Origin of the sequence: Loktanella sp. DJP18, assembly GCF_049310965.1 — a bacterium.
Lineage (GTDB): Bacteria > Pseudomonadota > Alphaproteobacteria > Rhodobacterales > Rhodobacteraceae > Loktanella.
In genome coordinates this window covers 1-22,943 of sequence record NZ_JBMERN010000060.1, presented here as the reverse complement: position 1 = coordinate 22,943, position 22,943 = coordinate 1, and the positions used below count along the sequence as shown (strand labels likewise).

The 22,943-nt window shown below is 65.9% G+C and carries 25 protein-coding genes; 15 read left to right on the top strand and 10 right to left on the bottom strand.

Features of this window, described 5'->3' with window-relative positions:
* From ACOI1H_RS15875 to ACOI1H_RS15810, 14 genes are all read left to right on the top strand, one after another.
* Window positions 1–967 (top strand): acyl-CoA dehydrogenase (locus tag ACOI1H_RS15875; protein ID WP_422438812.1); only part of this gene is annotated, 967 nt, incomplete at its 5' end.
* Window positions 952–1,668, top strand: coding sequence for a PIG-L deacetylase family protein (locus tag ACOI1H_RS15870; RefSeq protein ID WP_422438811.1), 717 nt, complete (start codon window positions 952–954; stop codon window positions 1,666–1,668). The genes ACOI1H_RS15875 and ACOI1H_RS15870, both read left to right, overlap by 16 nt.
* Window positions 1,668–2,237 (top strand): SAM-dependent methyltransferase, encoded by a 570-nt coding sequence (locus ACOI1H_RS15865; protein WP_422438810.1) that lies wholly within the window; start codon window positions 1,668–1,670, stop codon window positions 2,235–2,237. The genes ACOI1H_RS15870 and ACOI1H_RS15865 overlap by 1 nt, the downstream gene beginning before the upstream one ends.
* The gene (locus tag ACOI1H_RS15860; protein WP_422438809.1) at window positions 2,237–3,166 is read left to right on the top strand and encodes a glycosyltransferase; all 930 of its coding nucleotides are present in this window, start codon (window positions 2,237–2,239) and stop codon (window positions 3,164–3,166) included. Before ACOI1H_RS15865 ends, ACOI1H_RS15860 begins: the two co-directional genes overlap by 1 nt.
* Before the next feature lie 96 nt (window positions 3,167–3,262).
* Entirely contained in the window at window positions 3,263–4,327 is a 1,065-nt protein-coding gene (locus ACOI1H_RS15855) for a LacI family DNA-binding transcriptional regulator (RefSeq protein WP_422438808.1), read from the top strand.
* Window positions 4,324–5,841: a sugar ABC transporter ATP-binding protein gene (locus ACOI1H_RS15850; RefSeq protein ID WP_422438807.1), complete on the top strand. Its 1,518-nt coding sequence runs from the start codon at window positions 4,324–4,326 to the stop codon at window positions 5,839–5,841. Before ACOI1H_RS15855 ends, ACOI1H_RS15850 begins: the two co-directional genes overlap by 4 nt.
* The gene (locus ACOI1H_RS15845) at window positions 5,841–6,842 is read left to right on the top strand and encodes an ABC transporter permease (protein ID WP_422438806.1); all 1,002 of its coding nucleotides are present in this window, start codon (window positions 5,841–5,843) and stop codon (window positions 6,840–6,842) included. Before ACOI1H_RS15850 ends, ACOI1H_RS15845 begins: the two co-directional genes overlap by 1 nt.
* A 28-nt stretch (window positions 6,843–6,870) precedes the next feature.
* Window positions 6,871–7,818 (top strand): ABC transporter substrate-binding protein, encoded by a 948-nt coding sequence (locus ACOI1H_RS15840; RefSeq protein WP_422438805.1) that lies wholly within the window; start codon window positions 6,871–6,873, stop codon window positions 7,816–7,818.
* A gap of 206 nt (window positions 7,819–8,024) precedes the next feature.
* A complete protein-coding gene (dusA, locus tag ACOI1H_RS15835; RefSeq protein ID WP_422438804.1) occupies window positions 8,025–9,026 on the top strand; it encodes a tRNA dihydrouridine(20/20a) synthase DusA in 1,002 nt (333 codons plus the stop codon).
* Window positions 9,027–9,037: 11 nt separating this feature from the next.
* Window positions 9,038–9,856 carry a sulfite exporter TauE/SafE family protein gene (locus tag ACOI1H_RS15830; RefSeq protein WP_422438803.1) on the top strand — a complete coding sequence of 273 codons (819 nt, stop codon included), beginning with the start codon at window positions 9,038–9,040 and terminating at the stop codon, window positions 9,854–9,856.
* A gap of 161 nt (window positions 9,857–10,017) precedes the next feature.
* Window positions 10,018–10,230, top strand: a complete 213-nt coding sequence (locus ACOI1H_RS15825) for a twin-arginine translocase TatA/TatE family subunit (RefSeq protein WP_422438802.1) — start codon at window positions 10,018–10,020, stop codon at window positions 10,228–10,230.
* Between the two features lie 21 nt (window positions 10,231–10,251).
* Window positions 10,252–10,839, top strand: a complete 588-nt coding sequence (gene tatB, locus ACOI1H_RS15820; protein ID WP_422438801.1) for a Sec-independent protein translocase protein TatB — start codon at window positions 10,252–10,254, stop codon at window positions 10,837–10,839.
* On the top strand, window positions 10,836–11,714 hold the full coding sequence (gene tatC, locus ACOI1H_RS15815; protein WP_422438800.1) for a twin-arginine translocase subunit TatC: 879 nt from the start codon (window positions 10,836–10,838) through the stop codon (window positions 11,712–11,714). The genes tatB and tatC overlap by 4 nt, the downstream gene beginning before the upstream one ends.
* A complete protein-coding gene (locus ACOI1H_RS15810; protein ID WP_422438799.1) occupies window positions 11,711–12,550 on the top strand; it encodes an ATP-binding protein in 840 nt (279 codons plus the stop codon). The genes tatC and ACOI1H_RS15810 overlap by 4 nt, the downstream gene beginning before the upstream one ends.
* A 71-nt stretch (window positions 12,551–12,621) precedes the next feature.
* On the opposite strand, the gene ACOI1H_RS15805 is transcribed toward ACOI1H_RS15810, so the two are convergent.
* From ACOI1H_RS15805 to purF, 6 genes are all read right to left on the bottom strand, one after another.
* The gene (locus ACOI1H_RS15805; protein ID WP_422438798.1) at window positions 12,622–13,854 is read right to left on the bottom strand and encodes a peptidoglycan DD-metalloendopeptidase family protein; all 1,233 of its coding nucleotides are present in this window, start codon (window positions 13,852–13,854) and stop codon (window positions 12,622–12,624) included.
* A gap of 69 nt (window positions 13,855–13,923) precedes the next feature.
* Entirely contained in the window at window positions 13,924–14,541 is a 618-nt protein-coding gene (locus ACOI1H_RS15800) for a protein-L-isoaspartate(D-aspartate) O-methyltransferase (RefSeq protein ID WP_422438813.1), read from the bottom strand.
* A gap of 17 nt (window positions 14,542–14,558) precedes the next feature.
* Window positions 14,559–15,341, bottom strand: a complete 783-nt coding sequence (surE, locus tag ACOI1H_RS15795; RefSeq protein WP_422438797.1) for a 5'/3'-nucleotidase SurE — start codon at window positions 15,339–15,341, stop codon at window positions 14,559–14,561.
* Between the two features lie 95 nt (window positions 15,342–15,436).
* Window positions 15,437–16,081 (bottom strand): SDR family NAD(P)-dependent oxidoreductase, encoded by a 645-nt coding sequence (locus ACOI1H_RS15790; protein ID WP_422438796.1) that lies wholly within the window; start codon window positions 16,079–16,081, stop codon window positions 15,437–15,439.
* Window positions 16,082–16,123: 42 nt separating this feature from the next.
* Entirely contained in the window at window positions 16,124–16,381 is a 258-nt protein-coding gene (locus ACOI1H_RS15785) for a hypothetical protein (protein ID WP_422438795.1), read from the bottom strand.
* 342 nt (window positions 16,382–16,723) lie between these two features.
* Window positions 16,724–18,235, bottom strand: a complete 1,512-nt coding sequence (gene purF / locus ACOI1H_RS15780) for an amidophosphoribosyltransferase (RefSeq protein WP_422438794.1) — start codon at window positions 18,233–18,235, stop codon at window positions 16,724–16,726.
* A gap of 246 nt (window positions 18,236–18,481) precedes the next feature.
* On the opposite strand from purF, the gene ACOI1H_RS15775 reads away from it, so the two are divergent.
* Window positions 18,482–19,624 (top strand): AI-2E family transporter, encoded by a 1,143-nt coding sequence (locus ACOI1H_RS15775; RefSeq protein ID WP_422438793.1) that lies wholly within the window; start codon window positions 18,482–18,484, stop codon window positions 19,622–19,624.
* Between the two features lie 14 nt (window positions 19,625–19,638).
* Here the strand turns inward: ACOI1H_RS15775 and ACOI1H_RS15770 are convergent, their stop codons facing one another.
* The 4 genes from ACOI1H_RS15770 to ACOI1H_RS15755 all read right to left on the bottom strand — a co-directional run.
* A complete protein-coding gene (locus tag ACOI1H_RS15770) occupies window positions 19,639–20,199 on the bottom strand; it encodes a CvpA family protein (protein WP_422438792.1) in 561 nt (186 codons plus the stop codon).
* A 17-nt stretch (window positions 20,200–20,216) separates the two neighbouring features.
* On the bottom strand, window positions 20,217–21,590 hold the full coding sequence (gene radA, locus ACOI1H_RS15765) for a DNA repair protein RadA (protein ID WP_422438791.1): 1,374 nt from the start codon (window positions 21,588–21,590) through the stop codon (window positions 20,217–20,219).
* Between the two features lie 69 nt (window positions 21,591–21,659).
* The gene (locus ACOI1H_RS15760; RefSeq protein ID WP_422438790.1) at window positions 21,660–22,112 is read right to left on the bottom strand and encodes a paraquat-inducible protein A; all 453 of its coding nucleotides are present in this window, start codon (window positions 22,110–22,112) and stop codon (window positions 21,660–21,662) included.
* On the bottom strand, window positions 22,109–22,943 hold an 835-nt coding region (locus tag ACOI1H_RS15755; RefSeq protein ID WP_422438789.1), incomplete at its 5' end, for a hypothetical protein. The genes ACOI1H_RS15755 and ACOI1H_RS15760, both read right to left, overlap by 4 nt.

Here is a 22,943-nt window from a genome sequence, read left to right as displayed (position 1 = left end):
GGCCATGACAATCCTGCGCGACGCGGGCTGGCTTGATGACGACGGCGCTGCAAATCCCGCAAGGACCGCTGCGCGCCTCAAGCGCGTCGGGGCCGCCAACCTGCCGGTCGGTCGCCTGTGGGAAGGGCACATGAACGCGCTTTATCTGGCGCGCGTTCATGGCGACCCGCAGGCGGCGCGGCACGTGCAGCGCCTGTCCCGCGACGGCGCGATCCTTGGGGTCTGGGGTGCCGACGGGTCGGACCCGGTGGTGCCGGGGCCGGATGGCGCGCTTGCGGGGCACAAGGTCTTTGCCTCCGGCCTCGGGACCGTCACCCATGCGGTCGTCACCGTGTCGTCCGGCCCCGACGTGCGGCTTGGGCTGATCGACGTGTCCGATGCGTCCCGCGCCGATCCCGCGACATGGCGGATGTCCGGCATGCGCTCCACCGTATCGGGGCGGTTCGACTGCGGCGGCATTGCGATGCAGGACGTGCTGTGGCTGGGCGATCCGGGTGCCTACGTCACGGAACCGCATTTCGTCGGCGGCGTCTGGCGCATCGCGGCCTTGCAGGTGGGTGCCGCACTTGGGCTGCTGGAGGCCGCCGCAAGCGGTCTGCGGGCGCGCGACCGGCTGGCCGCGCCGGCGCAGATGGCGCGCTTGTCCGGGACAGGCATAGCGGCTCTTGCGGCATCGGCCCTCGTCGTCCGCGCGGCCGAGGCGGCAGCCCCCGGCACGACCGATGCCGCGCAACGGTCCCCGATCCTGTCCGCCGCAGCCCGCCTTGCGACGGAGGAGGTCGCGCTCGATGCGATCCGTGCGGTCGAGCAGTCGGTCGGACTGGCGCATTTCGCGGAAGATTCCGTTACCGGGCGCAAGGCGCGAGATCTTGCGGTCTATCTGCGGCAGGCGGCGCGGGACGCGTTCCAGACCCGCGTGGGAGAGGCGATGTTCAACGCGGAGGGCAAGCTGTGGGACTTCATCTGACGACAGAGCTGCCACGCATATCAGCGCAGGCCCTGACCGGCCAGGCCCCGATCGTCGTTCTGGCCCCGCACCCGGACGATGAAAGCCTTGGCTGCGGGGCCTTGCTGGCCCATGCCTTCGATACGCATGGCGCGCATGTGATCTGCATGACAGACGGTGGCGGATCGCACCCGGGGTCGGTCGACTGGCCTGCCGGCCGCTTGGCCGCGATGCGCTGGCAGGAATTGTCGCACGCCATCGTGCGGCTGGGCGGCATGCCGACTGACATGACCTGGCTGGGTCATCCAGACGGTTGGCTTGGCACCCGCGACCCGGACCGGATCGTGGCCGACATCGTCGCGGTCTGCCGCGCCCGCGGTGCACGCCACCTGTTCGCCCCCGCACCCGAGGATCACCACGAGGATCATCGCACCACCGCCCGCATCGCGCAGCAGGTCGTGCGGGCTTTGCCTGACCTGACCCTGTTCAGCTATCCGGTCTGGAGCCGCTTCGACGATCCGCACTTCCTCGACCGGGTGGCGGATCGCCAACCGGTGGCCCTCGACTCTGCGGCATGGCGCGTCCGTAAAGGCCTCGCCATCGCAGCACACCGGACCCAGCGCGGCCTTGTCGTCGAGGATGATCCTCAGGGCTTCAGCCTGCCGCCGGCCATGATCGACGCCTTCACCACCCAGCCCGAAATCTTCTGGAAGGCGGCCTGATGTCGACCGTTCTTGACCATCTGCATGCGCTTTACGCCCAGACGGACGATCCTTGGAACTTTGCGACCAGCCCCTACGAGCAGGCCAAGTTCCGTGCCACGCGCGGCGCCCTGCGTCGCGATCACTACCGCGAAGCACTGGAGATCGGTTGCGGCAACGGGGCGCTGGCGGCGCATCTTTCGCCGCTTTGCGACCGCTACACCGGTCTCGACGCGGTCGGGCGGGCCGTTGCCGCCGCAAGGCTCCGGGTGCCGCAGGCGACCTTTGTGCAAGGTGTCTATCCCTGTCGACTGCCGCTGGAGCGTCCCGATTTGATCATCCTGTCCGAGGTGCTCTATTTCCTGACGCCCGACGCGATCGCGCTGCTGGCAAGCGACCTGATCGCACAGGCACCGGGGGCAGAAGTGATCTGCGTCAGCTATTTGGGCGACACGGCGCAGGACCTTCAGGGGACCGATGCGCTGGCCGCCTTTCAGGCTGCCGCCGGTGCCGATCTGCACCTGCGGCCCGTGGTCGGGGCAGGGGGGTACCGCATCGACGCCGGTGTCATCGGGGCGGCTGCAACGTGATGGCCCTTGACCCTGTCCGGACCGTCGTGATCGTCCCCGCCCGCAACGAGGCGGCGCGGATCGGCACCTGTCTTGCGGCGCTGGCCCGACAGGCCGGACCAACGGTGGCCGTCCTGGTGGTCGCTAACAACTGCGATGATGGGACAGAGGCGGTCGCATCGAACGCGGCCCGCGGCCTCGGTTTGAACCTGCAGGTGCTTCAAGCCAGCCTGCCGCCCGGTGCGGGTGTCGGCACGGCGCGGCGTCTGGGATGCGCGCAGGCCATGACCACCTACCCGCGGGCCGCTTCGTTGCTGTGCACGGATGCGGACGGCGTGGCGGCCCCCGACTGGATCGCCCGCAACCGCCACCACCTGAAGTCCCATGCCGCGGTCAGCGGGCGCGTCCTGCCCATCGCAGACGAACTCTCGGTCCTCGACGGCATCGACGTGACTCCGGCCGAGATGGAGGGTCGCTATGCGAGGCTCGTGCTGGACTTCTACCGCCGGTCGCGCTGCGGACCCCGGTGGCTGGCCGGCGATCACGGTGATGCGGCGGGGGCGAGCCTCGCCATGACCGTCGCCGCATGCAAGGCCGTGGGCGGCTTTGCAGAGCTTGCAACCGGCGAGGATCGCGATCTGGTGCGCAGGCTCAAGGCGGGCGGCCACGCCGTGCTGCATGCCGGCGACGTGCGGGTGACGGCGTCCTGCCGGCTGGACGGGCGGGCGCGGGACGGCATGGCCGCGGCGCTGCGGGCGCGCGCGGACCGCACCGATTATCTGATCGACGATGCCTTACCCCCCGCCCGTCACCTGATCGAGGCCGCGCGGCGCGGCACATTGGAGCCCTGGCCCTTGCAGGTGGCACCGCAAGATCGCCTGCGTGCCCGCGATCTGGCCCCGCACATCGCGCGGCTGGAACGCGCCCTGTCGATGGTGGTGGCTGCCTGATCCGGCGCATCCGGACAAGTTTGATAGACGTCTATCAGAAATCAATTGACCCCCGCGCGCGGTGATGATCCTTTGGGGAGCGGAGGACTTCTGATCTTGAAACGCGCACCAACCCTGGGGGATGTCGCCGCTTTGGCCGGCGTCAGCTACGCGACCGTGGACCGCGTGATGAATGCGCGCGGCAAGGTCACCGAAAAGGTCCGCTCGTCCGTGTTGCAGGCCGTGTCTGACCTTGGCTATCGGCGCAATGTCGCGGCGGCCAATCTGGCGCAGCGACGCACCTATCGCTATTGTTTCGTCATCCCGGAAGGCACCAATTCGTTCTTCGACCGGGTCTGCGCCATCGTGGGTGCAGTCGGTCCGGGTGCCGGCAGCGACCGGGTGGACATCCGCATCTCGCGCATTGCGGCCTTCGATGCCGATGCGCTGGACCGGTGCCTGACGGCGCTTTCCGACACGGAGATCGACGGCGTGGCCTTTGTGGGGACCGGCGACGCCGACCCGCCGGCTGCGATCGCGGCGCTGCGCGCCAAGGGTGTCGCGGTGCTGACGATGGTGTCCGACATGCCGGGTTCGGCGCGCGATGCCTACGTCGGAATCGACAACGTGACCGCCGGGCGCACCGCCGCGGGTCTGATCACCCTCATGCTGGGCGGCGCACCCGGTCGGGTGCTGCCGGTCGTAGGCTCTCTGGCCGCCCGCGACCATGCGGAACGGCTGGCGGGGCTGTGCGGCACGCTGGCGTTGTCGCACCGCGAGACCGCACCGCTGATCGAAGGCCGCGACCGCCACGACATCGTGGAAACGGAGGTGCGTGCCGCCCTTCTGGCGGACCCCGACATCGCCGCGATCTACAGTGCGGGCGCTGGCAACGCAGGGCTGATCCGCGTGATCGCGGACCTGCCCGCCGACCGGCCCCGCCCCTGCGTCGTCCTGCATGAACTGCTGCCGCACACCCGCGACGGACTGGAAGGCGGGCTGATCGACATCGTCATCGACCAGCGCCCGGAAGAGGAGGTCACCCAGACGCTCGCCCTGTTGCGCTGTCTGGCGGACCGGCAACCGTTGCAGACCGCAAGGCAGATCGTGCCCGCGATCTACATTCGCGAAAACCTGCCCGACGCTGCCGTTCCGGGCCTGATGAAGGGGTCCGCCGCATGACCGATGCGCCTGTTCTTGCCCTGCGCGACGTCCACAAGAGCTTTGGTCCCGTCGAGGTGCTGACCGGCATCGACGTGGAACTGCGCAGCGGCGAAGTGCTGGCCCTGATCGGCGAGAACGGGGCCGGCAAGTCCACGACGATGAAGATCCTCGCCGGCTACCAGCCCGCGACGTCGGGGCGGATCGTGCTGGATGGCAAGGACGTGCACTTTGGGTCCCTCCACGACGGAGAGGATGCGGGAATCGTCCTGATCCATCAGGAATTCAATCTGGCCGAACAGTTGACGGTCGAACAGAACATCTTCCTCGGCCGGGAATTGCGGCGTGGCCCGCTGCTGGACAAGGCGCGGATGCGCGACCTGTCTCGCCAGTACCTTGCGCGGCTGAAATGCAACGTTGACCCCGACACGCCGGTGTCGCGACTATCCAATTCGGACAAGCAGATGGTCGAGATCGCCAAGGCGCTCAGCCGCGACGCCCGCATCCTGATCATGGACGAACCCACCGCCGTCCTGACCGGGTCAGAGGTCGAGGTGCTGTTCGAGCAGGTCCGCGCCCTGCGTGCCGCCGGGACCGCGATCCTCTTTACTTCGCACAAACTGGGCGAGGTGGCATCGATTGCCGACCGCGTGACCGTGATGCGTGACGGAGCTGTCGTGCGCACCGACCGGGTCGCTGCGATGACCGAGGATGACATGGCGACCGCGATGGTCGGCCGCGACGTCTCGGCGCTGTATCCGCCAAAGCCGGACCTGCCAACCGACGGCAGCGTTGCCCTGCGGGTCGCAGGCCTGACGGTGCCGGGCCGCGCGCATGATATCGGTTTCACGCTGCGCCACGGCGAAATCCTCGGCATCGCCGGGCTGATCGGGTCCGGACGGACCGAGGCGATGGAAGGGCTGTGCGGCCTGCGTCTCGCAACGGTCTCTGCCCTCGAAATCGAAGGCAAGCCCGTCACGATCCGCAGTACGGCAGACGCACTGGCGCATGGCCTGTGCTACATGACAGAGGACCGCAAGCTGCGCGGCCTGCTGCTGGACAAGGGGATGCGCGTCAACCTGACCTTGCAGTCGCTGGCCCGCTTTGGTCGCATCCTGATCGACCGCAAGGCCGAGGACACGGCGCTGGCGCAGGCGGTCAAGGACTTTGACATCCGCGCCGGCCACGGCGACGTGCTGGTCGGCAACCTGTCGGGCGGCAATCAGCAAAAGTTGCTGTTGGCCAAGATCATGCAGTCCGACCCCCGCATCCTGATCATCGACGAGCCGACCCGTGGCATCGATATCGGCACCAAGCAGCAGATCTACAGCTTTCTGCGCGCGCTGGCCGCCGAAGGCCGGGCCATCGTCGTCGTCTCGTCCGAGATGCAGGAAATCATCGGCCTGTCGGACCGGGTGCTGGTCATGCGGCAGGGCCGCATCGCGGGTGTGCTGGACGCCGACGGCATCACCGAAGACGCAATCGTGCGCCACGCCATGGGCGTCGGCACTGACCCGAACGAAAGGGCCGCCTGATGGCTGCCGAAACCGCAAACCCACCGCGCCGCCGCCGCGCCATCCCGTCGATGAGCGTGCTTGGCCCGATCCTCGCGCTGGTCATCCTCATCGCGATCGGTGCGGCCATGAACAGCAATTTCCTGAGTTCGGGCAACATCAACAACGTGCTGTCGCGGTCCGCCTTCATCGGGATCATCGCTGTCGGCATGACCTTCGTCATCACGGCGGGCGGACTGGACCTCTCGGTGGGCTCGATGGCGGCCTTCATTGCGGGGTTGATGATCCTGGTGATGAACGCGGCGCTACCGACGCTGGGTGTCGGCGTGCCGATCGTCCTGCTGGGCATGTGCGTCGCGCTGCTGGCCGGGGTGGTCGCAGGGATGCTGAACGGGTTCCTGATCACCACGCTGGGGATCGAGGCATTCATCGTCACGCTGGGGACCATGGGCATCTACCGCAGCCTCGTCACATGGCTCGCGAACGGTGGCACGCTGTCGCTCGATTTCGACCTGCGGACCTTCTACCGCCCCGTCTATTTCGATGGCGTGCTGGGCGTCGCCTGGCCGATCATCGTCTTTGCCGTCGTGGTGATCCTGGGCGAGATTTTGATGAGCAAGGCCCGCTTTGGCCGCCATTGCGCCGCGACCGGATCGAACGAACACGTCGCGCATTATTCCAACGTCAACGTCAACCGCACGCGCATGATGACCTACGTCATGCTCGGCCTTCTGGTCGGCGTGGCGACGATCATGTATGTGCCGCGCCTTGGCTCTGCCTCTGCATCGACGGGTGTGCTATGGGAGCTGGAGGCGATTGCCGCCGTCATCATCGGTGGCACCGTGTTGAAAGGCGGCTTCGGCCGGGTCTGGGGCACCGTGATCGGCGTCCTGATCCTGAGCCTGATCGACAATATCCTGAATCTGACCGACCTCGTCTCGCCCTATCTGAACGGCGCGATCCAGGGGGTCATCATCGTACTGGCTGTGATCCTGCAGCGAGAAGCCAAGGCAAAGGGCTGACAACTTTGCCACTTTGGGAGGAGAACGAATGTCTTACTTGAAAACGATCCTGGCCGGGACCGCCGCCGTCGTCATCGGCACGGCCGCCGCAGCGCAGGATGCCAAGGTGATCGGCGTGTCGATCCCGGCGGCCACCCACGGCTGGGCCGGCGGCATGAACTTTCACGCGCAAGAGGCGATCAACCGGCTCGAGGAGGTCTATCCCGACCTCGACTTCGTGCTGGCGACCGCGTCCGATGCGGGCACCCAGGTCAACGACATCGAGGACATGGTCGCGACCCGCAACATCAGCGCGCTGGTCGTGCTGCCGTTCGAATCCGATCCGCTGACCCCGCCGGTGCAGTCGGTCGCCGATAGCGGCGTCTGGGTCACGGTCGTGGACCGCGGTCTTTCGGTGCCGGGGATCGAGGATCTTTATGTCGCGGGCGACAACACGGGATTCGGCACGGTGTCCGGTGAATACATGGCGTCCCAGATGCCCGACGGCGGCAAGATTGTCGTGCTGCGCGGTATCCCGACCACCATCGACAACGAACGCGTCGAAGGCTTCCAAGCCGCCATCGCGGACTCCGGGATCGAGATCGTCGGCATGGAACACGGCAACTGGAACCGCGATGAAAGCTTCAACGTGATGCAGGACTTCCTGTCGAAGTACGACCAGATCGACGCGGTCTGGGCATCGGACGACGACATGGCCGTCGGCGTGCTTGCGGCGATCGAGGCGGCGGGCCGTGACGACGTGAAATTCGTCCTCGGCGGCGCCGGCATGAAGGAGATGATCAAGCGCGTGATGGACGGCGACACCATGATCCCGGCGGATGTCACCTATCCGCCGTCAATGATCGCCACCGCAATCGAGCTGACGGCCGTCGGCCTGACCTCGACCGCGCCGGTGTCCGGCACGTTCACCATCGGGTCGGTGCTGGTCACGCAGGACAACGCAGAACAGTTCTACTATCCCGACAGCCCGTTCTGAGGACGGCGCGGATTGGTCAGCCCCCTTGCGGGCTGACCAATTCCTGCACGCCAGCACGAGAGGCGTCCCGGTCGCGCCTCTCCTGAAAACAACGATCGCATCACGCACGTGACGTCCCGGTCCGGCGGTGCTAGAAGGCGGCTCTTCAGGTGCGGCATTTGCGGCACCCACCCCAATTCGTGACCGCGGACCATCGCGCAAGAGCAATGACCTCAACACCCCTGCCACTTTCAGACGCTTCCCGCCTGTCCGTCGCCCCTATGATGGACTGGACGGACCGGCATTGCCGGCACTTTCACCGGCTGATGTCGCGCCATGCCCTGCTATATACCGAAATGGTGACAGCTGCGGCCGTCGTGCATGGCGACACCGCGCGGCTGCTGGCCTACGGGCAGGATGAACATCCCGTGGCGTTGCAACTGGGCGGGTCGGACCCGGCCCTGCTGGAGCAGGCGACGCGGATTGCCGCGGACATGGGCTATGACGAGGTCAACTTGAACTGCGGTTGCCCTTCCGACCGGGTGCAGTCGGGTCGGTTCGGCGCGATCCTGATGGCGGAAGCCGACCTTGTCGCCGATGGCGTCGCTGCGATGATGGCCGCCTCGCAAGTCCCGGTGACGGTAAAGTGCCGCATCGGCGTCGACGATCAGGACCCCGCGACGGTGCTGCCGGATTTCCTGACCCGCGTCAGTGCCGCCGGCGTGACGCGGTTTACGATCCACGCGCGCAAGGCGTGGCTGCAGGGCCTCAGCCCGAAGGAAAACCGCGACATTCCTCCGCTGGAGCATGACCTCGTGCATGCGATGAAGGCACGGTTCCCGCATCTGCATCTGTCGATCAATGGCGGGATCGCGGACCTCGACCAGGTGCAGGCGCACCTTGATGCGGGCCTTGACGGCGTGATGATCGGGCGCGCAGCCTACCACGACCCCTCTGCGATCCTGCTGGATGCGGACGCGCGCATTTTTGGTGACGGCACGCCCGGCGATGCGGTGGCCGTCGTCCATGCGATGCTGCCCTATATCGACGCACATGTCGCGGCGGGCGGGCGTCTGGGGCAGGTGACGCGGCACATGCTGGGTCTGTTCCAGGGCCGCCCCGGCGCGCGCATGTGGCGCAGGCACCTGTCGGAGCACGCGCATAAGGATGGCGCGGGCACCACCACGGTGCTAGAGGCGCTGGGCCATGTCACGGTCATGGCCGCCTGAAGGGGAACGAGTTGGAAAATACCACGCTGTTGATCGAGATGGGGTTGCTGCTGCTTGTCATCGGGGCCTTTGCCGGTGTGCTGGCCGGCCTGTTGGGGGTCGGCGGAGGCATCGTCCTCGTGCCGGCATTCTTCTATGCCTTCAGCGCGCTGGGATTCGATAGCCCGCAACTGATGCAGATGTGCCTTGCGACGTCGCTCGCCACGATCATCGTGACCAGCCTGCGGTCGCTGAATGCGCATCACAAGAAGGGTTCGGTGGACTGGGACGTGTTGCGGACGTGGGCACCGGGCATCGTCGTCGGTGCGATCCTCGGCGTGTTCCTGGTGTCCAGCCTGCGGACGCTGTCGCTGCAACTGATCTTCGGTGGTCTGGCTATTGTCGTCGGCCTCTACATGACGTTCGGGCGCAACCACTGGCGCGTCGCGCAGGCGATGCCGCGCGGCTGGGCACGGGCGGCTCTGTCGCCGCTGCTGGGGTTTCTGTCGGTGCTGATGGGCATCGGTGGCGGCAGCTTCGGCGTCCCGGTGATGAGCCTGTACAACACGCCGATTCACCGCGCCGTGGCGACGGCAGCGGGTTTCGGCGTACTGATCGCCGTGCCGTCGGTGATCGTTCTGCTGTTCAAGCAGATCGCCGTGGCCCCGCCGCTGACCATCGGATCGGTCAACCTCGTGGCCTTCGGCCTTGTCGTCGCGATGACGCTGATCACCGCCCCCTGGGGGGCCGCGCTGGCCCACAGGACCGACGCCACGCGGCTGAAACGCGTGTTCGGCGTGTTCCTCGTGCTTGTCGCACTGAACATGCTGCGCAAGGCGGTGGGATGGTAAACATGATGCCGGCCGGCTATCTGGACAATTCTCGCCGAACCTGACGCTTCGCACGCCCATTTGACCGTTTGCCGCTTTTCAACCGGTCCCGCCCCGACTATGTCTGAACGGCCTGAACCGCCTGCATCCCATATGTCGGGCCCCGCCTAGGAGAGATTGAAATGCTCAACAATATCGGCCTTCCCGGCCTTCTGCTGATCGCCGTCGTCGTGTTGGTCCTGTTCGGCCGCGGCAAGATTTCCAGCCTGATGGGTGAAGTCGGCAAGGGCATCACCGCCTTCAAGCGCGGCGTCGACGACAGCAAGAAAGAACTGGACGACAGCTTTGCCGACGCGCGCGACGTGACGCCCGACGCAAAAAAAGACAAAGTCTGAGCCTGACCAGAGGGTAGCGCCATGTTCGGCCTAGGCTGGAGCGAGATGATCCTGATCGGGATCGTGGCCCTGATCGTGATCGGGCCAAAGGACCTGCCGAACATGTTCCGGGAGCTGGGCCGCATGACGGGCAAGGCCCGCCAGATGGCGTCCGAATTCCAGCGTGCCATGGAATCCGCCGCCGACGACAGCGGCGTCAAGGACATCAGCAAGTCCATCAAGGCCGCCGCCAACCCGGCAAAATTCGGCACCGACAAGATCAAGCAATCGGTCGGCATGACCCACAAGCCGGGGTCCGAGACCGCAAAGCTGTCAGAGGAACGGCAGGTTGCGAAGGACAAGATCGCCGCTGCCACCGCCCGCGTCGCCGAAGAGCGCCGCGCCCGCGAACTGGCCGCCGCCGATGCCGCCGAACGGTCCGAAGAACCTGACGCCGAAACAGTTGCCAGCGCACCTCCGGCAGCCGACGCAGCCGTTGATGGACCCGAGGCCGCTGTTGCCGCACCCAAGGCATCCGTTGCCGCACCAAAGTCCCGCGCCAGAACCGCGACCGCCACGCCCAAGCCCGCGAAACCGCGTGCAAAAAAAGCCCCCGCAGGTGATGCATGAGCGCCGCTGACGATCTCGACGACAGCGCGGCACCGCTGCTGGAACACCTGACAGAACTCCGCTCGCGCCTGATCAAGTCGCTGCTGGCCTTCATCGTCGGCATGATCATCTGCTTTACCGTCTGGAACCCGATCTTCGACTTCCTGACCCGGCCTCTGTGCACGGCACTCGACGCCGAGGGCCAGGATTGCGGCCTGATATTCATCGCTCTGGAAGAGGGCTTCTTTGTCGCGATCCAGATCTCGCTTCTGGGCGGGCTTTGCCTGTCGTTCCCCTTCATCGGCTACCAGATGTGGCGCTTCGTGGCACCGGGCCTCTACAAAGCCGAAAAGGGCGCGTTCCTGCCGTTCCTCGTGGCTTCGCCCTTCATGTTCTTTCTGGGGGCGGCCTTCGCCTACTACGTGATCACGCCGCTGGCCTTCAACTTCTTCCTCGGCTTCCAGCAGGGCGGGACCCTCACCGACGGCCCCGAAAGCGCGACACAGGCCGCTGGTCTGCTGTTCCAGGGCTCTGCCAAGGCCTACCTCAATCTGACGATCAAGTTCATCGTGGCCTTCGGTCTTTGTTTCCAGCTGCCCGTCCTGCTGACTCTGATGGGCAAGGCCGGTCTGGTCAGTGCCGCCGGCCTGCGGAACACGCGCAAATACGCGATGGTCGGCATCCTGATCCTGGCCGCCATTGCCACGCCGCCCGATGTCGTCAGCCAGATGATCCTGTTTTCAGTGGTCTACGGCCTGTATGAGGTATCCATCCAGCTTGTCGCCCGGATCGAACGCATTCGCCTTGCAAAACTGCGCGCCGATGGTGTCGTTAGCGAGGATGAGGACGAATACGGCAATCCGCTGAATCCGGTCGACGAGGACGACAAGCCTTGACCGATCCGCTTGAACGGATCGCCACGGCGCTGGAACGGCTGCGGCCCGGCCCGGCGACCCCGCCTGACTTTGACGCGGCGGGGGCCTTTGTCTGGCAAGCCGACCCGGACCGGCTGGAGCCTGTGTTCCGCGTCTCCCGCGTCGATGTCGACCTGCTCGTCGGCATCGACCGGTCCCGCGACACGCTCTTCGCCAATACCGAACGCTTTGCCCGTGGCCTGCCCGCCAACAACGCGCTGCTCTGGGGCGCGCGGGGCATGGGAAAATCCAGCCTCGTCAAGGCGATCCATGGCAAACTTCATACGAACCACACCGGCCTGAAACTGATCGAGATCCAGCGCGAGGACCTGCCCAGCATCGGCCGCCTGCTGCACCTGCTGCGTGACGCCGACCAGCGGTTCATCCTGTTCTGCGACGATCTGTCGTTCAGCCACGACGACAGCCACTACAAGTCGCTGAAGGCCGTGCTCGATGGCGGGATCGAAGGCCGGCCCGACAATGTCGTCCTTTATGCCACGTCCAACCGTCGCCACCTGATGCCCCGCGACATGATCGAAAACGAACGCTCCACCGCTATCACACCCGGTGAAGCGGTCGAGGAAAAGGTCAGCCTGTCGGATCGTTTCGGCCTCTGGCTCGGCTTCCATCCCTGCGATCAGGACCAATATCTCGCAATGATCCGGGGCTATGTCGATGCCCACGGCGTCGCCATCGACGATGCCACCCTGCGGGCCGAGGCGATCGAATGGCAGGCCACCCGCGGCAGTCGGTCGGGCCGTGTCGCCTGGCAGTACTTCACGGACCTCGCAGGTCGCCGCGGCGTGAACCTGCGCTGATCCGCATTCATCTGGCCAGATAAACTCCCGCCGGAGGCATCCCGCCCCGGGCGGGATCGAACGTTTCCGCCCTACAGGAAATCGTTCGGGTCGACCGATTCCAGCCCGCGCCGCACCTCGAAATGGACGAAGCTCGGATCGCCGGACTTCACCTTGCCCAGCGTGCCGCCGCGCGACACGCTGTCGCCCTTGGCCACGCTGAGCCCTTCGAGGTTCGTGTAGACCGTCAGCAGATTGCCCGCGTGCTTCACGACGACAATTGCGGTGCCGCTGGTGTCGGTCGTCACCGCCGCCACCGTGCCGCTGTCGGCGGCCTTCACGGCGGTTCCGGCACTGGCCGCGATGTCGATGCCTTCATTGCGGCCGGGGGCGTAGTCGCGAATGATGCTGCCGGCCACCGGCCGCACGAACTGCGCATCGCTGCTCGGTGCCGGGGTCGCCGGGGCCGGGGCCGGTGCGGGGGCCGGCACCGCAGCAGGCGGTGCCGCGGCGACCGTGGCTGCCGGTGCTTCACCCAAGGAGGGCGCTGGCGGTGCCACGATCGGGTCCGTCGGTTTCACGGGTGACACGGTGGGCAAGGGTGCCGCCGCCGACGGCGGAACAGGCGAAACGCTGCCCAGGCCCGGTGCCACAAGCGGGCCGCCGGTCGGGTCGGCAGGCTGGTCGTTCTGCGGTATCAACAGATATTGCGCTTCACGTACGGTCATATCTCCGGACAGGCCATTCCAGGACGCCAGCGTGTCCACCGGCACGTTGTAAAGACGGCTGATCGTGAACGCCGTCTCACCGGGCTGGACCTTGTGGCGGATCGGCTCTGCCCCGGACTGGCTTAGGGGGGCAAGGCCCCCGCTGGGTGTCGCCGCCGCGCGGTCCAGCGCCGTCGTGGCGATACTGGTGACGTCGATCGGCTGGATCGGCCCGGTTGTGGCGGCCCCTGTGGCGGGGGACGGTTCCGACACGCGACCGGGCAGGGCCACGACTTCGCCTTCGCGCAGCGGTGCATCGGTCGGCAGGCCGTTGAAGCTTGCCAATGTCGCGGTCTCCAGCGACAGGCGCGACGCGATGCTGCCGACCGTATCGCCGCGCCGTGCGACGACGACCTGATAGCCCGGGTAGGAGATGACGCCGCGGTTGTCGGGTAGTGGCCGATCCGGCAGATCGGCCACGGCAGGTGCCGTGCTGAACCCGCCGGCCCGGTCGCGCAGGTCCACATCGGGTAGCCCCCCTTCACAACCGGCCAGAATGGCAAGGGCCGATGCTGTCAGCGCAAGGCGGCGCAATCCGGCAGAAGGGGTCATCGTCATGGCTGTGGTCCTGTCATACCTGCCCGATCGTTGGGGCCTTTGCCCCTTAACGTGGGCGTTGCAAAGGTTCTAGTCCTGTCCGATCCCCTCGATCAAGGGGACAAACCGCACCGGGCGCAATTCCTCGTAATCGAAGCCCTTTTCAAGCCGGGTCACGCGGATCAGGCTTTGCACGGTATCCGACTGACCCACCGGCAGCACCATGATGCCGCCGACGCGCAACTGTGCCAGCAAAGGCCCCGGCGGGTCCTCGGCGGCGGCGGTCAGCAGGATGCGATCGAAAGGGGCCTGTTCCGCCAGACCAAAACTGCCGTCGGCGGTGAACGCGGTGATGTTGGTGATGCCAAGCGTCGTGAACACGCCCTGCGCCTCGGTCACGAGACGCTTGAACCGGTCGATGGAATAGACGCGCCGGGCCAATTGGCTGAGGATCGCGGCCTGATAGCCCGACCCCGTCCCAATCTCGAGGACCTTGTGGCGCGGCTGCACGTCCAGCGCCTGCGTCATCAGTCCGACGACCGACGGCTGGCTGATGGTCTGACCGCAGGCGATGGGCAGCGGCATGTCCTCGTAGGCCCGTTCCGCGAACAGCCCCCGCACAAAGGCCGCGCGATCGATCTTTTCCATCGCGTGCAACACGCGAGAGTCGGTGACACCCTTGCTGCGCAAGGCATAAAGAAACTGCATCTTGATCTGCGCGTCCGTCACCCGAGCCTGTCCGACAGCCGGTCGAAGGCGTCATGCGCCGTCAGATCGCAGCGCAGCGGCGTGACCGAGATGTAGTCGTCGAGATTGGCCGCCGCGTCGGTGCCATCGGCCGTGCGCACTTGCTGGTCGCCGCCCCGCACCCACAGGAACCGCCGTCCCGATGGCGCCATCTGCGCCTCGACCCGGTGCCGCACGCCTCGCCGCACACCCTGGCGGGTCAGACGCGCGCCTTTCACGTCCGCCGCAGGGACGGGCGGAAAATTGATGTTGTAGAACAGCGGATAATCCGCGTCGTCCCAGAAGGCGTCGTCCATCAGACGCCGCAGCACTTCAGCCCCTGTCGCCGCAGCCTCGAACGGATCGTCCAGGATGACGTTGCGCGGACCATAGAACTGCGACAGGGCGATAGACCGCACGCCCTGCAACGCCCCTTCCATCGCGGCACCGATGGTGCCGGAATAAAGCACGTTCTCTGCGGCGTTGTTGCCTCGGTTTACCCCCGACAGGATCAGGTCTGGCGGGTTGTCCTTCATCACGTCGTAAATGCCCGCCATCACGCAATCGGCCGGCGTGCCTTCAGCGGCAAAGCGTCGGTCGCCGAATTGGGTGATCATCGTGGGATGGACGTAGCTGATGCAATGCCCAACGCCCGATTGCTCGAACGCGGGGGCAACGGTCCAGACCTCACCCCCGGGGCCCGCCAGATCGCGGGCCAGCGCGTCCAGTACGACAAGTCCCGGCGCATTGATGCCGTCGTCATTGGTGATCAGAATGCGCATGAAGGTCCCGGTTGTCTGGTCTGGTCACGGTAGGCGACGGGGCCGTGCGCCACAAGCGGGCTTGGCGGTTTGACGGCACCTGTGGCTTTGGGGAATCAGCCGCGAATGGCGTCCAGCAGTCGCAGCGCCTCGGCCTCGGGGGTGGCCAGCACGCTGCGGTCCTCTCCGGGGTAGAACCTGGCGCGCAGGGCGGTGGGCATCGGCGCGGGTGCGACCACCACGACCGTGGGCCCCGTGCGCGCCGTCTCGGCCTGCCAGCTGCGCACAAGGGCCATCTGCGCGGCCTTGGTCGCCCCGTAAGAGCCGAAGAACTTCTGCCCGGCGACCGCGTCGTCGCAGAACACGGCGCGCCCGGTCTTGCCCAGCAACGGGGCCACATAGGACATCAGCCGCAGCGTGGCCGTGACGTTCACGTCCATCGATGACGCGAAATCCTTGGGCGAGATATGGCTTGCAGGCGACAGGGGTGCCGCGTGGATTGCCGTATGCACCCACAGATCCAGCTTGCCCCATCGGTCGTGGATGCCGCGGCACAACTGCTGCATCGCCGCATCGACGGTCACGTCCATCGGGGCCAGCGTTGCAGCGCCGCCCCGTGCCTTGACGGCGTCGTCAAGCTCTTCCAGCGCACCTACCGTGCGGGCGATGGCAACGATGTGATAGTCTGCGGCCAGCGCCTTGGCTATGGCGGCACCGAACCCGCGCGAGGCACCGGTGAAGAGGGCGATCCTGTCAGTCATGGCGCGCTATGTGACGCAAGGCCGGGGCGCTGTAAAGAGACCTCAGGCCGCGGCGGGCAGGGCCATCCGGTAGGTCTTTCCCCGATGGTCGCGCACGGCAATGGCGTCATCGTTCACCGCCACGACGGTCAGAGGCCCCGCCATGTCACCGGGCGAGACCTTGACGATCTCCCCGTCCCGCATCCGCAACAGGGCGCTGCCGCCATGCGGTCCGGTGAACAGACCGATGACGGTGATGGTGTCGAGTTGCAGTTGCGTCTTGCTTTGGGCCATGCGGCCCACATCGGGCGTGTTGGTCATGTCGCTGTCGTTCCTTTGGATCGCGCGACCGATGCGGCCTGCCGCACGCAAAGGAAAGGGGGGCGGCGTCACGGCTGGGCGGCCTGCAATGTGACGCCGGAATCCGCCTCGATGTCCGGCGATTGTCTGCCTGCCGCAGCGGCGCGTCATCACAATCGAGGGAGAGTCGCTTGCGCTGGACAACCGCCACATCTGCCCATGATGGCGACGTATCGACGGTCCCGCGACACTTCTTGCGGCTGCGGATACGCTGATGGCGATGGCCTGCTTCCACCATTCCTCAGGTCAAAATTATCTCGAAGGAGACCGAGGGACGGGGGATGGCCCCCCTGTGACGTCGCCCTATTCCGCAGCGGTCTTGGTCAGAAAGCCGCGTTCGATCATGTCCGACGGGGCCACGGGATAATCGCCCGAGAAACAGGCGTCGCAATACTGCGGGGATTTCGCATCGCGACCCGCCGCGACACCGACCGCCCGATACAGCCCGTCAAGCGAGATGAACTTCAACGAATCGACGCCAAGGTGTTCGCGCATCTCATCCTCGGTCATCGTTGCGGCCAGCAGCTTCTCGCGCTCCGGCGTGTCCACACCGTAGAAACAGGGCCATTGCGTCGGCGGGGACGCGATGCGGAAGTGCACCTCGGCGGCCCCGGCCTCCAGGATCATTTCCTTGATCTTCTGGCTGGTCGTGCCGCGCACCACGCTGTCATCGACCAGGATCACACGCTTGCCGCGAATCAACGCACGGTTCACGTTCAGCTTCAGCCGCACGCCCATGTTGCGGATCTGCTCGGACGGTTCGATGAAGGTCCGGCCCATGTACTGGTTGCGGATGATCCCCATCGCGTAGGGAATGCCCGATTCCAGCGAAAAGCCGATGGCCGCCGGGGTGCCGCTGTCAGGCACGGGACAGACGAGGTCGGCGTCCACCGGAGCCTCCTTCGCGAGTTCCCGACCGATCGCCTCTCGCGTCTCATAGACGGACCGGCCGCCGAGGATGCTGTCCGGGCGGCTGAAATAGACATGCTCGAAGATGCAGAACCGCGACTTGGCCCTGCGGAAAGGGAAATGCGACTGCACGCCGGCGGCGGCAGAGATCACAACCATCTCGCCCGGCTCGATCTCGCGGACGAAATCGGCGCCGACGATGTCCAGCGCGCAGGTCTCGGACGACAGAACCCAGCCGTCACCCAGTTTGCCCAGCACCAGCGGGCGCACGCCCAGCGGGTCACGGCAGCCGATCAACGCACTGTCGGTCATCGCCACGACGGAAAATGCGCCTTCGACCTTGCGCAGCGCCTCTTCCATCCGGTCGGGAATGTGGCGGCCCATCGACCGGGCCATCAGGTGAATGATGCATTCGCTGTCGCTGGACGATTGAAAGATCGAGCCGCGCTCGATCAATTCGCGCCGCAGGGAGATGGCGTTCGTGATGTTGCCGTTATGGGCAATCGCCGCCCCGCCCATCGAGAATTCGCCGAAGAACGGCTGCACGTCACGGATCGCCGTCTGTCCCTTGTGACCGGCGGTGGAATAGCGCACATGGCCGATCCCGATTTCGCCCGGCAACGTCGCCATCATGTCCGCGCTGGTGAAATTGTCCCGCACGAGGCCCATGCGCCGCGCCTGATTGAATCCGCTGGTCGGGTCGTAGGTGACGATGCCGCCCGCCTCCTGACCGCGATGTTGCAGCGCATGCAGGCCAAGGGCCAGAAAGTTGCTCGCCTCGGCCACGCCGACGACGCCGAAGACGCCGCATTCCTCGTGCAACTTGTCGGCGTCGGCATCGAAGGGGTGGGCTGGCAGGTCCCGGACGAGGGACGGGCAGGTGCGCGGGGAGGTCGCTTCTGGCACGGGGTAGCTCCGAATCCTGGGAAGTTACGCGGCGTCTTAACGCGTATCCGGGACAGTGTCACGGGACTGATACACAGGTGCCGGGGTGTTGACCTCGATTTTTGCTGCGCTGCGGCGTGACGGCTGCAGCCCGATCGACAAAATCCCCGGAACATGTCACCCGATGCCGCGTTGGACAGGCGTTGCGAGTTTGCGTTTCCCATCGGCGTGTCGTGCCATCCATCCCATTTTCATGTCAGGCCCTTGATGAAACGCGCAACCCACCTCGAAGCGATCCGTCGCAGTCTGAACGTGATTATGCTGATCTCGGTCTTCGTCACCTGCTATTTCGCTAAGGACCTGCTGCTGCCGATCCTGCTGGGCTTCCTGATCGCGCTGACGCTGTCACCGCTGTCGCGTGGCCTGTCCCGCATCGGAATTCCGCACTGGGTCTCGGCCGTCGGGCTGATCGGGATCACCACGGTCGGTATCGCGTCCGTGATCTTCTTTTCCTCTGGCACGGTTGTCGGCTGGATGGACAGTGCCAACCAACTTGGAGCGGAATTGCAGACCAAGCTTGGCGGCATCTTTCGCCAGTTGGAAACCGTCCGCCAAGCGGGCGAGGAGGTCACCAGCATGACCGGGGCCGATCCGGCCGTGCAAGAGGTCGTGGTCAAGCAACCGACCCTGATCGACAGCGCCATGAGCGTTCTCAGCAATGTCGGCGCGACACTGGCCGTCTCGCTGGTGCTGGCGTCCTTCCTGCTCGCCTCCGGCGACATGTTCTACATCAAGCTGGTGCAGTCGTTCCCGACGATGAGCGGCAAGAAACGCGCCCTCACGATGGTCTACGACATCGAACGCCGGGTGTCTCACTATCTGCTGACCATCGCGATCATCAACGCGGGCCTCGGGATCTGCGTCGGCACCGCGCTGACGCTGATCGGGATGCCCTATGCCTACATCTGGGGGATCGCGGCGTTCCTGCTGAACTTCCTGCCCTATCTGGGCGCGATCATCGGCGTGGCACTGGTCGCGGCCCTGTCGATCATCACCTTCGACAGCTTCGCTTACGCGCTGCTGGCCCCGGCCGCCTACCTCACTTTCACGACGATCGAAGGCAACTTCGTCACGCCGACCCTGCTGGGCCGCCGGCTCGAGCTGAATACCGTCGCGGTCTTTCTGACAGTGGTCTTGTGGGGCTGGCTCTGGGGCATTGCCGGGGCGCTGGTGGCGGTGCCGTTCCTCGTGGTGTTCAAGGTGGTGGCCGACAACATCGACAGCATGACGATCGTCGGCAATTTTCTCGGCGCGGCCGACGGCATCCACGACCACGATCACGACGCCGAAGACGACAAGGGCGCGACACCCAAGCCGGAGCCTGAAATGGCCCCGGCTGCTGCGGAGTAGGGGCGGGACGCTCCTTATTCAGGCGCGCCGCACTCTCCGACCAGCTCCTGGTATTGTGCCGTGACCCAGGACAGCGTGGCTTCCGGGTCGCGTTCGGCGATGGTCCCGGTCAGGCGGCCAAAGACCACGGCGGACCGGCTGTTGTCCACCATCGCGACATTCTGGCTGGACAGCACGGTCTGGTAGACGAAGAAGGCGACGGCGACCAGCAGGATGCCCCGGAACACGCCGAACAGGAAACCCGCCGCCTGATCCAGACCGTTCAGTGCCGATCGCTGCACGACGCTGGAAAACAACGGCGTGAAGATCGAGACGACGACCAGTGCCACGGCAAAGACGGCTGCGAATGCGGCGATGATCGACAGCTCGCAGCTGTCACCGATGAAGCCGTCCAGCCCCGGCACCTGACGCACCAGCGGCTGCACCTGCGGCGCAAAGATGAAGGCCAGGACGGTCGCGCCGACCCAGCCCGCAATCGCCATCGCTTCGCGCACAAGCCCGCGGCTGTAGGCAAGCAGCGCCGATATGACGATGATGCCAGCGACGACACCGTCGATGATGGTAAAGCCTTCCAATGGTCTTCCCTCCGGGGTCAGCCCTGGCGCGCGCCAAAGACCTGTTCAACGAAACCGGCCAGATCCTGCATCTCGCGCAGGTCCAGACCGTTTGCCCCGGTGCCTTTCGGCGCCCGCGGCATGATCGCCGAGGTAAAACCAAGTTTCTGCGCCTCTTTCAATCGGTTTTCCGTCTGGATGACGGGACGGAGGGCGCCGGACAGACTGATTTCCCCGAAGATTACCGCCTCTTTCGGCAAGGCTGCGTCTTCGCGCGCGCTGACGAGGGCCGCTGCGACCGCCAGATCGGCGGCGGGTTCGCTGATCCGCAGACCGCCCGCTACATTCAGATAGACGTCGAGGCCGGTGAACGGCACGCCACACCGCGATTCCAGCACCGCCATGATCATCGCGAGGCGCCCGATGTCCCAGCCCACGACCGACCGGCGTGGCTGGCTGTGCGGGCTGGGTGCCACAAGCGCCTGAATCTCGCACAGCACGGGCCGTGTGCCTTCGATGCCGGCAAAGACGACCGACCCCGCCGCAGGTTCTCCGCGTTCCGACAGGAACAGAGCCGAGGGATTGCGCACCTCTGCCAGCCCCTTGCCCGTCATTTCAAACACGCCAATCTCATCCGCAGGTCCGAAACGGTTCTTCACGCTGCGCAGGATGCGGAACTGGTGGCCGCGCTCACCTTCGAAATAAAGCACCGTGTCGACCATATGTTCGACGACGCGGGGACCGGCGATGGCACCTTCCTTGGTGACGTGGCCGACCATGATGACGCTCATGTCGTGGGTCTTGGCAAAGGTCGTCAGCTCGTGCGCGCAGGTCCGGACCTGACTGACGGACCCGGGCGCAGAGTCCACATGGTCTGCCCACATCGTCTGGATCGAATCGATGATCGTCAGGTCGGGCTTTTCCTGCTCCAGCGTGGTCAGGATGTCGCGCAGGTTGGTGTCGGAGGCGAGCATGACCGGGCTCTTGTCCAGCCCCAGACGGCGCGCGCGCATCTGGACCTGCGCGTTCGACTCCTCGCCCGAGACGTAGATCACCTTCAGCCCGTTGCGTCCAAATCGCGCCGCGGCCTGCAGCAGCAGGGTGGATTTGCCGATGCCGGGATCGCCACCGACCAGCAGCGCAGAGGCCTTGACCAGCCCGCCGCCCAGCACGCGGTCCAGCTCGTCCACGCCTGCAAGGGTGCGCGGCGGTGCGGCCTCTTGCGTGGCCAAATCGGTCAGCGCAAGCGTCTTGCCGCGCCGGCCTCCGATGGATGTCTTCTTGGGGCCGGCCACCGACAGGCCGGTATCCTCGTGGATGGTGTTCCAGGCGCCGCACGCCTCGCACTTGCCGGACCATTTGCTGGTCGCGGCACCGCAGACGGAACAGGTAAAGGCGAGGTCCTTGGCCATGTTCACCTTTTGGACCAGATCAACCGCAATGGCAACGGGACGATTTTCCGGGGCAGGCGGAAAGCGGCGTCAGGGGCGGTCGCTGTGCCTTTGCGTCAGACCCGAGATCACGACAGAGGCCAGAATGCAGGCCGTGAACAGCCAAAGGCCCCACGCCGTCTCGACCCGCCCGATGCCGGCACCCTTCAGGATCACGACGTAGAGCGCGATCAGGAACACGTCCGCCATCGCGAGCTTGCCGGTCCAGGCCAGCACCGGTAGCAAGCGCGGGCTGAGCAGGTCATGGTGCAGCAGCGCGAGGCCGATGGTCTTGAGCATCGGCGCGAACAGGGCCAGCGCCGTCACCAGCAACGCCAGCAAAGGGTCGCCCTGCCACAGCGATTGCAGGCCCGAGATCACGCTGATGTCCGACAGGCCGAACAGCGGCAAGAGGCCAGCGCGCAGCAGGGGCGCGAACCACGACAACGGGAACAGCACCAGCAGCGCAAGATTCGCCCAGCGCAGCCAGAGCGATATGGTCATTCGGCGGCAGGTTTCTGCGGCATCTGCACGACATTCGCACCGGCCCGGCGCGGATGATCCCGCCCGGTGGCGGCCGACTTTGCGTCCAGCGTCCCGTCGTGTTCCAGCGCATAGCCCAGCAAGGGCAATGTCGACTGCAACCGATCGTCGAGCCAGGCCAACTGGCTCGCCACGCGGGCCTCCTCGATCTCGACCTGATCCGACCAGGCGCGGATCTGCTCGCAGATATGCATAGCTTCCACGATGCGTTCCTGCTGGTCTTCCGCCGCCTGCTGGCGCTGGCGCAGGAAGGCCTTGGCGCGGGCGACGCGCTCGGCGGAATAGACTTCGGCCAGATGGCGGCTTTGCACGCTCATCTGGGCCGCAACTTCCATCACGCCGGGTTCCAGCGTGGCAAGGTCGGGGTGATCGCGCAGATAGGCCAGACGTTCGCGCACCGCGTCGAATTCGCTCGACAGGGTGAAGACGCCCGCCCGGTCTGCGGCGTGGACGTCATGATAGGCGCGGGCGACGTCTTGCATGCTGATTTGAAAGTTGCGGTGACTTGTTTCCAGCGCCATCATGCGGACGCTCGTCGGCAGAAAGAAGGCCATCGCCCCCAGCATCGCCGTCAGCGCGCCCTGAATCCATGGCCCGGCGTCGGGATAGGCCGTGCCCCCCAGCGTCGCCTCTAGTTGCAGCCAGTCGGCGAGGCCAAAGGCACACAGCAGGGTGTAGAAGACGGCCGCGAAGGCGAACACCGCCACAGTGAAAAGGGCGGTCGCGTGCAGCAGGCGGAGGGCGTCGCGCAGATCGAAGGTCATGGGCCAGCCATCCAGTCTAAGAATGTCG

Coding starts and splice junctions, on each gene's coding strand:
- dusA (WP_422438804.1), top strand. CDS start 8,025: ATGACCTCAACACCCCTGCCACTTTCAGACGCTTCCCGCCTGTCCGTC.
- surE (WP_422438797.1), bottom strand. CDS start 15,341: ATGCGCATTCTGATCACCAATGACGACGGCATCAATGCGCCGGGACTT.
- ACOI1H_RS15785 (WP_422438795.1), bottom strand. CDS start 16,381: ATGACCAACACGCCCGATGTGGGCCGCATGGCCCAAAGCAAGACGCAA.
- ACOI1H_RS15825 (WP_422438802.1), top strand. CDS start 10,018: ATGCTCAACAATATCGGCCTTCCCGGCCTTCTGCTGATCGCCGTCGTC.
- ACOI1H_RS15790 (WP_422438796.1), bottom strand. CDS start 16,081: ATGACTGACAGGATCGCCCTCTTCACCGGTGCCTCGCGCGGGTTCGGT.
- ACOI1H_RS15840 (WP_422438805.1), top strand. CDS start 6,871: ATGTCTTACTTGAAAACGATCCTGGCCGGGACCGCCGCCGTCGTCATC.
- tatB (WP_422438801.1), top strand. CDS start 10,252: ATGTTCGGCCTAGGCTGGAGCGAGATGATCCTGATCGGGATCGTGGCC.
- radA (WP_422438791.1), bottom strand. CDS start 21,590: ATGGCCAAGGACCTCGCCTTTACCTGTTCCGTCTGCGGTGCCGCGACC.
- ACOI1H_RS15860 (WP_422438809.1), top strand. CDS start 2,237: ATGGCCCTTGACCCTGTCCGGACCGTCGTGATCGTCCCCGCCCGCAAC.
- ACOI1H_RS15800 (WP_422438813.1), bottom strand. CDS start 14,541: ATGCAGTTTCTTTATGCCTTGCGCAGCAAGGGTGTCACCGACTCTCGC.
- ACOI1H_RS15775 (WP_422438793.1), top strand. CDS start 18,482: ATGAAACGCGCAACCCACCTCGAAGCGATCCGTCGCAGTCTGAACGTG.
- ACOI1H_RS15845 (WP_422438806.1), top strand. CDS start 5,841: ATGGCTGCCGAAACCGCAAACCCACCGCGCCGCCGCCGCGCCATCCCG.
- ACOI1H_RS15850 (WP_422438807.1), top strand. CDS start 4,324: ATGACCGATGCGCCTGTTCTTGCCCTGCGCGACGTCCACAAGAGCTTT.
- ACOI1H_RS15760 (WP_422438790.1), bottom strand. CDS start 22,112: ATGACCATATCGCTCTGGCTGCGCTGGGCGAATCTTGCGCTGCTGGTG.
- ACOI1H_RS15865 (WP_422438810.1), top strand. CDS start 1,668: ATGTCGACCGTTCTTGACCATCTGCATGCGCTTTACGCCCAGACGGAC.
- tatC (WP_422438800.1), top strand. CDS start 10,836: ATGAGCGCCGCTGACGATCTCGACGACAGCGCGGCACCGCTGCTGGAA.
- ACOI1H_RS15805 (WP_422438798.1), bottom strand. CDS start 13,854: ATGACGATGACCCCTTCTGCCGGATTGCGCCGCCTTGCGCTGACAGCA.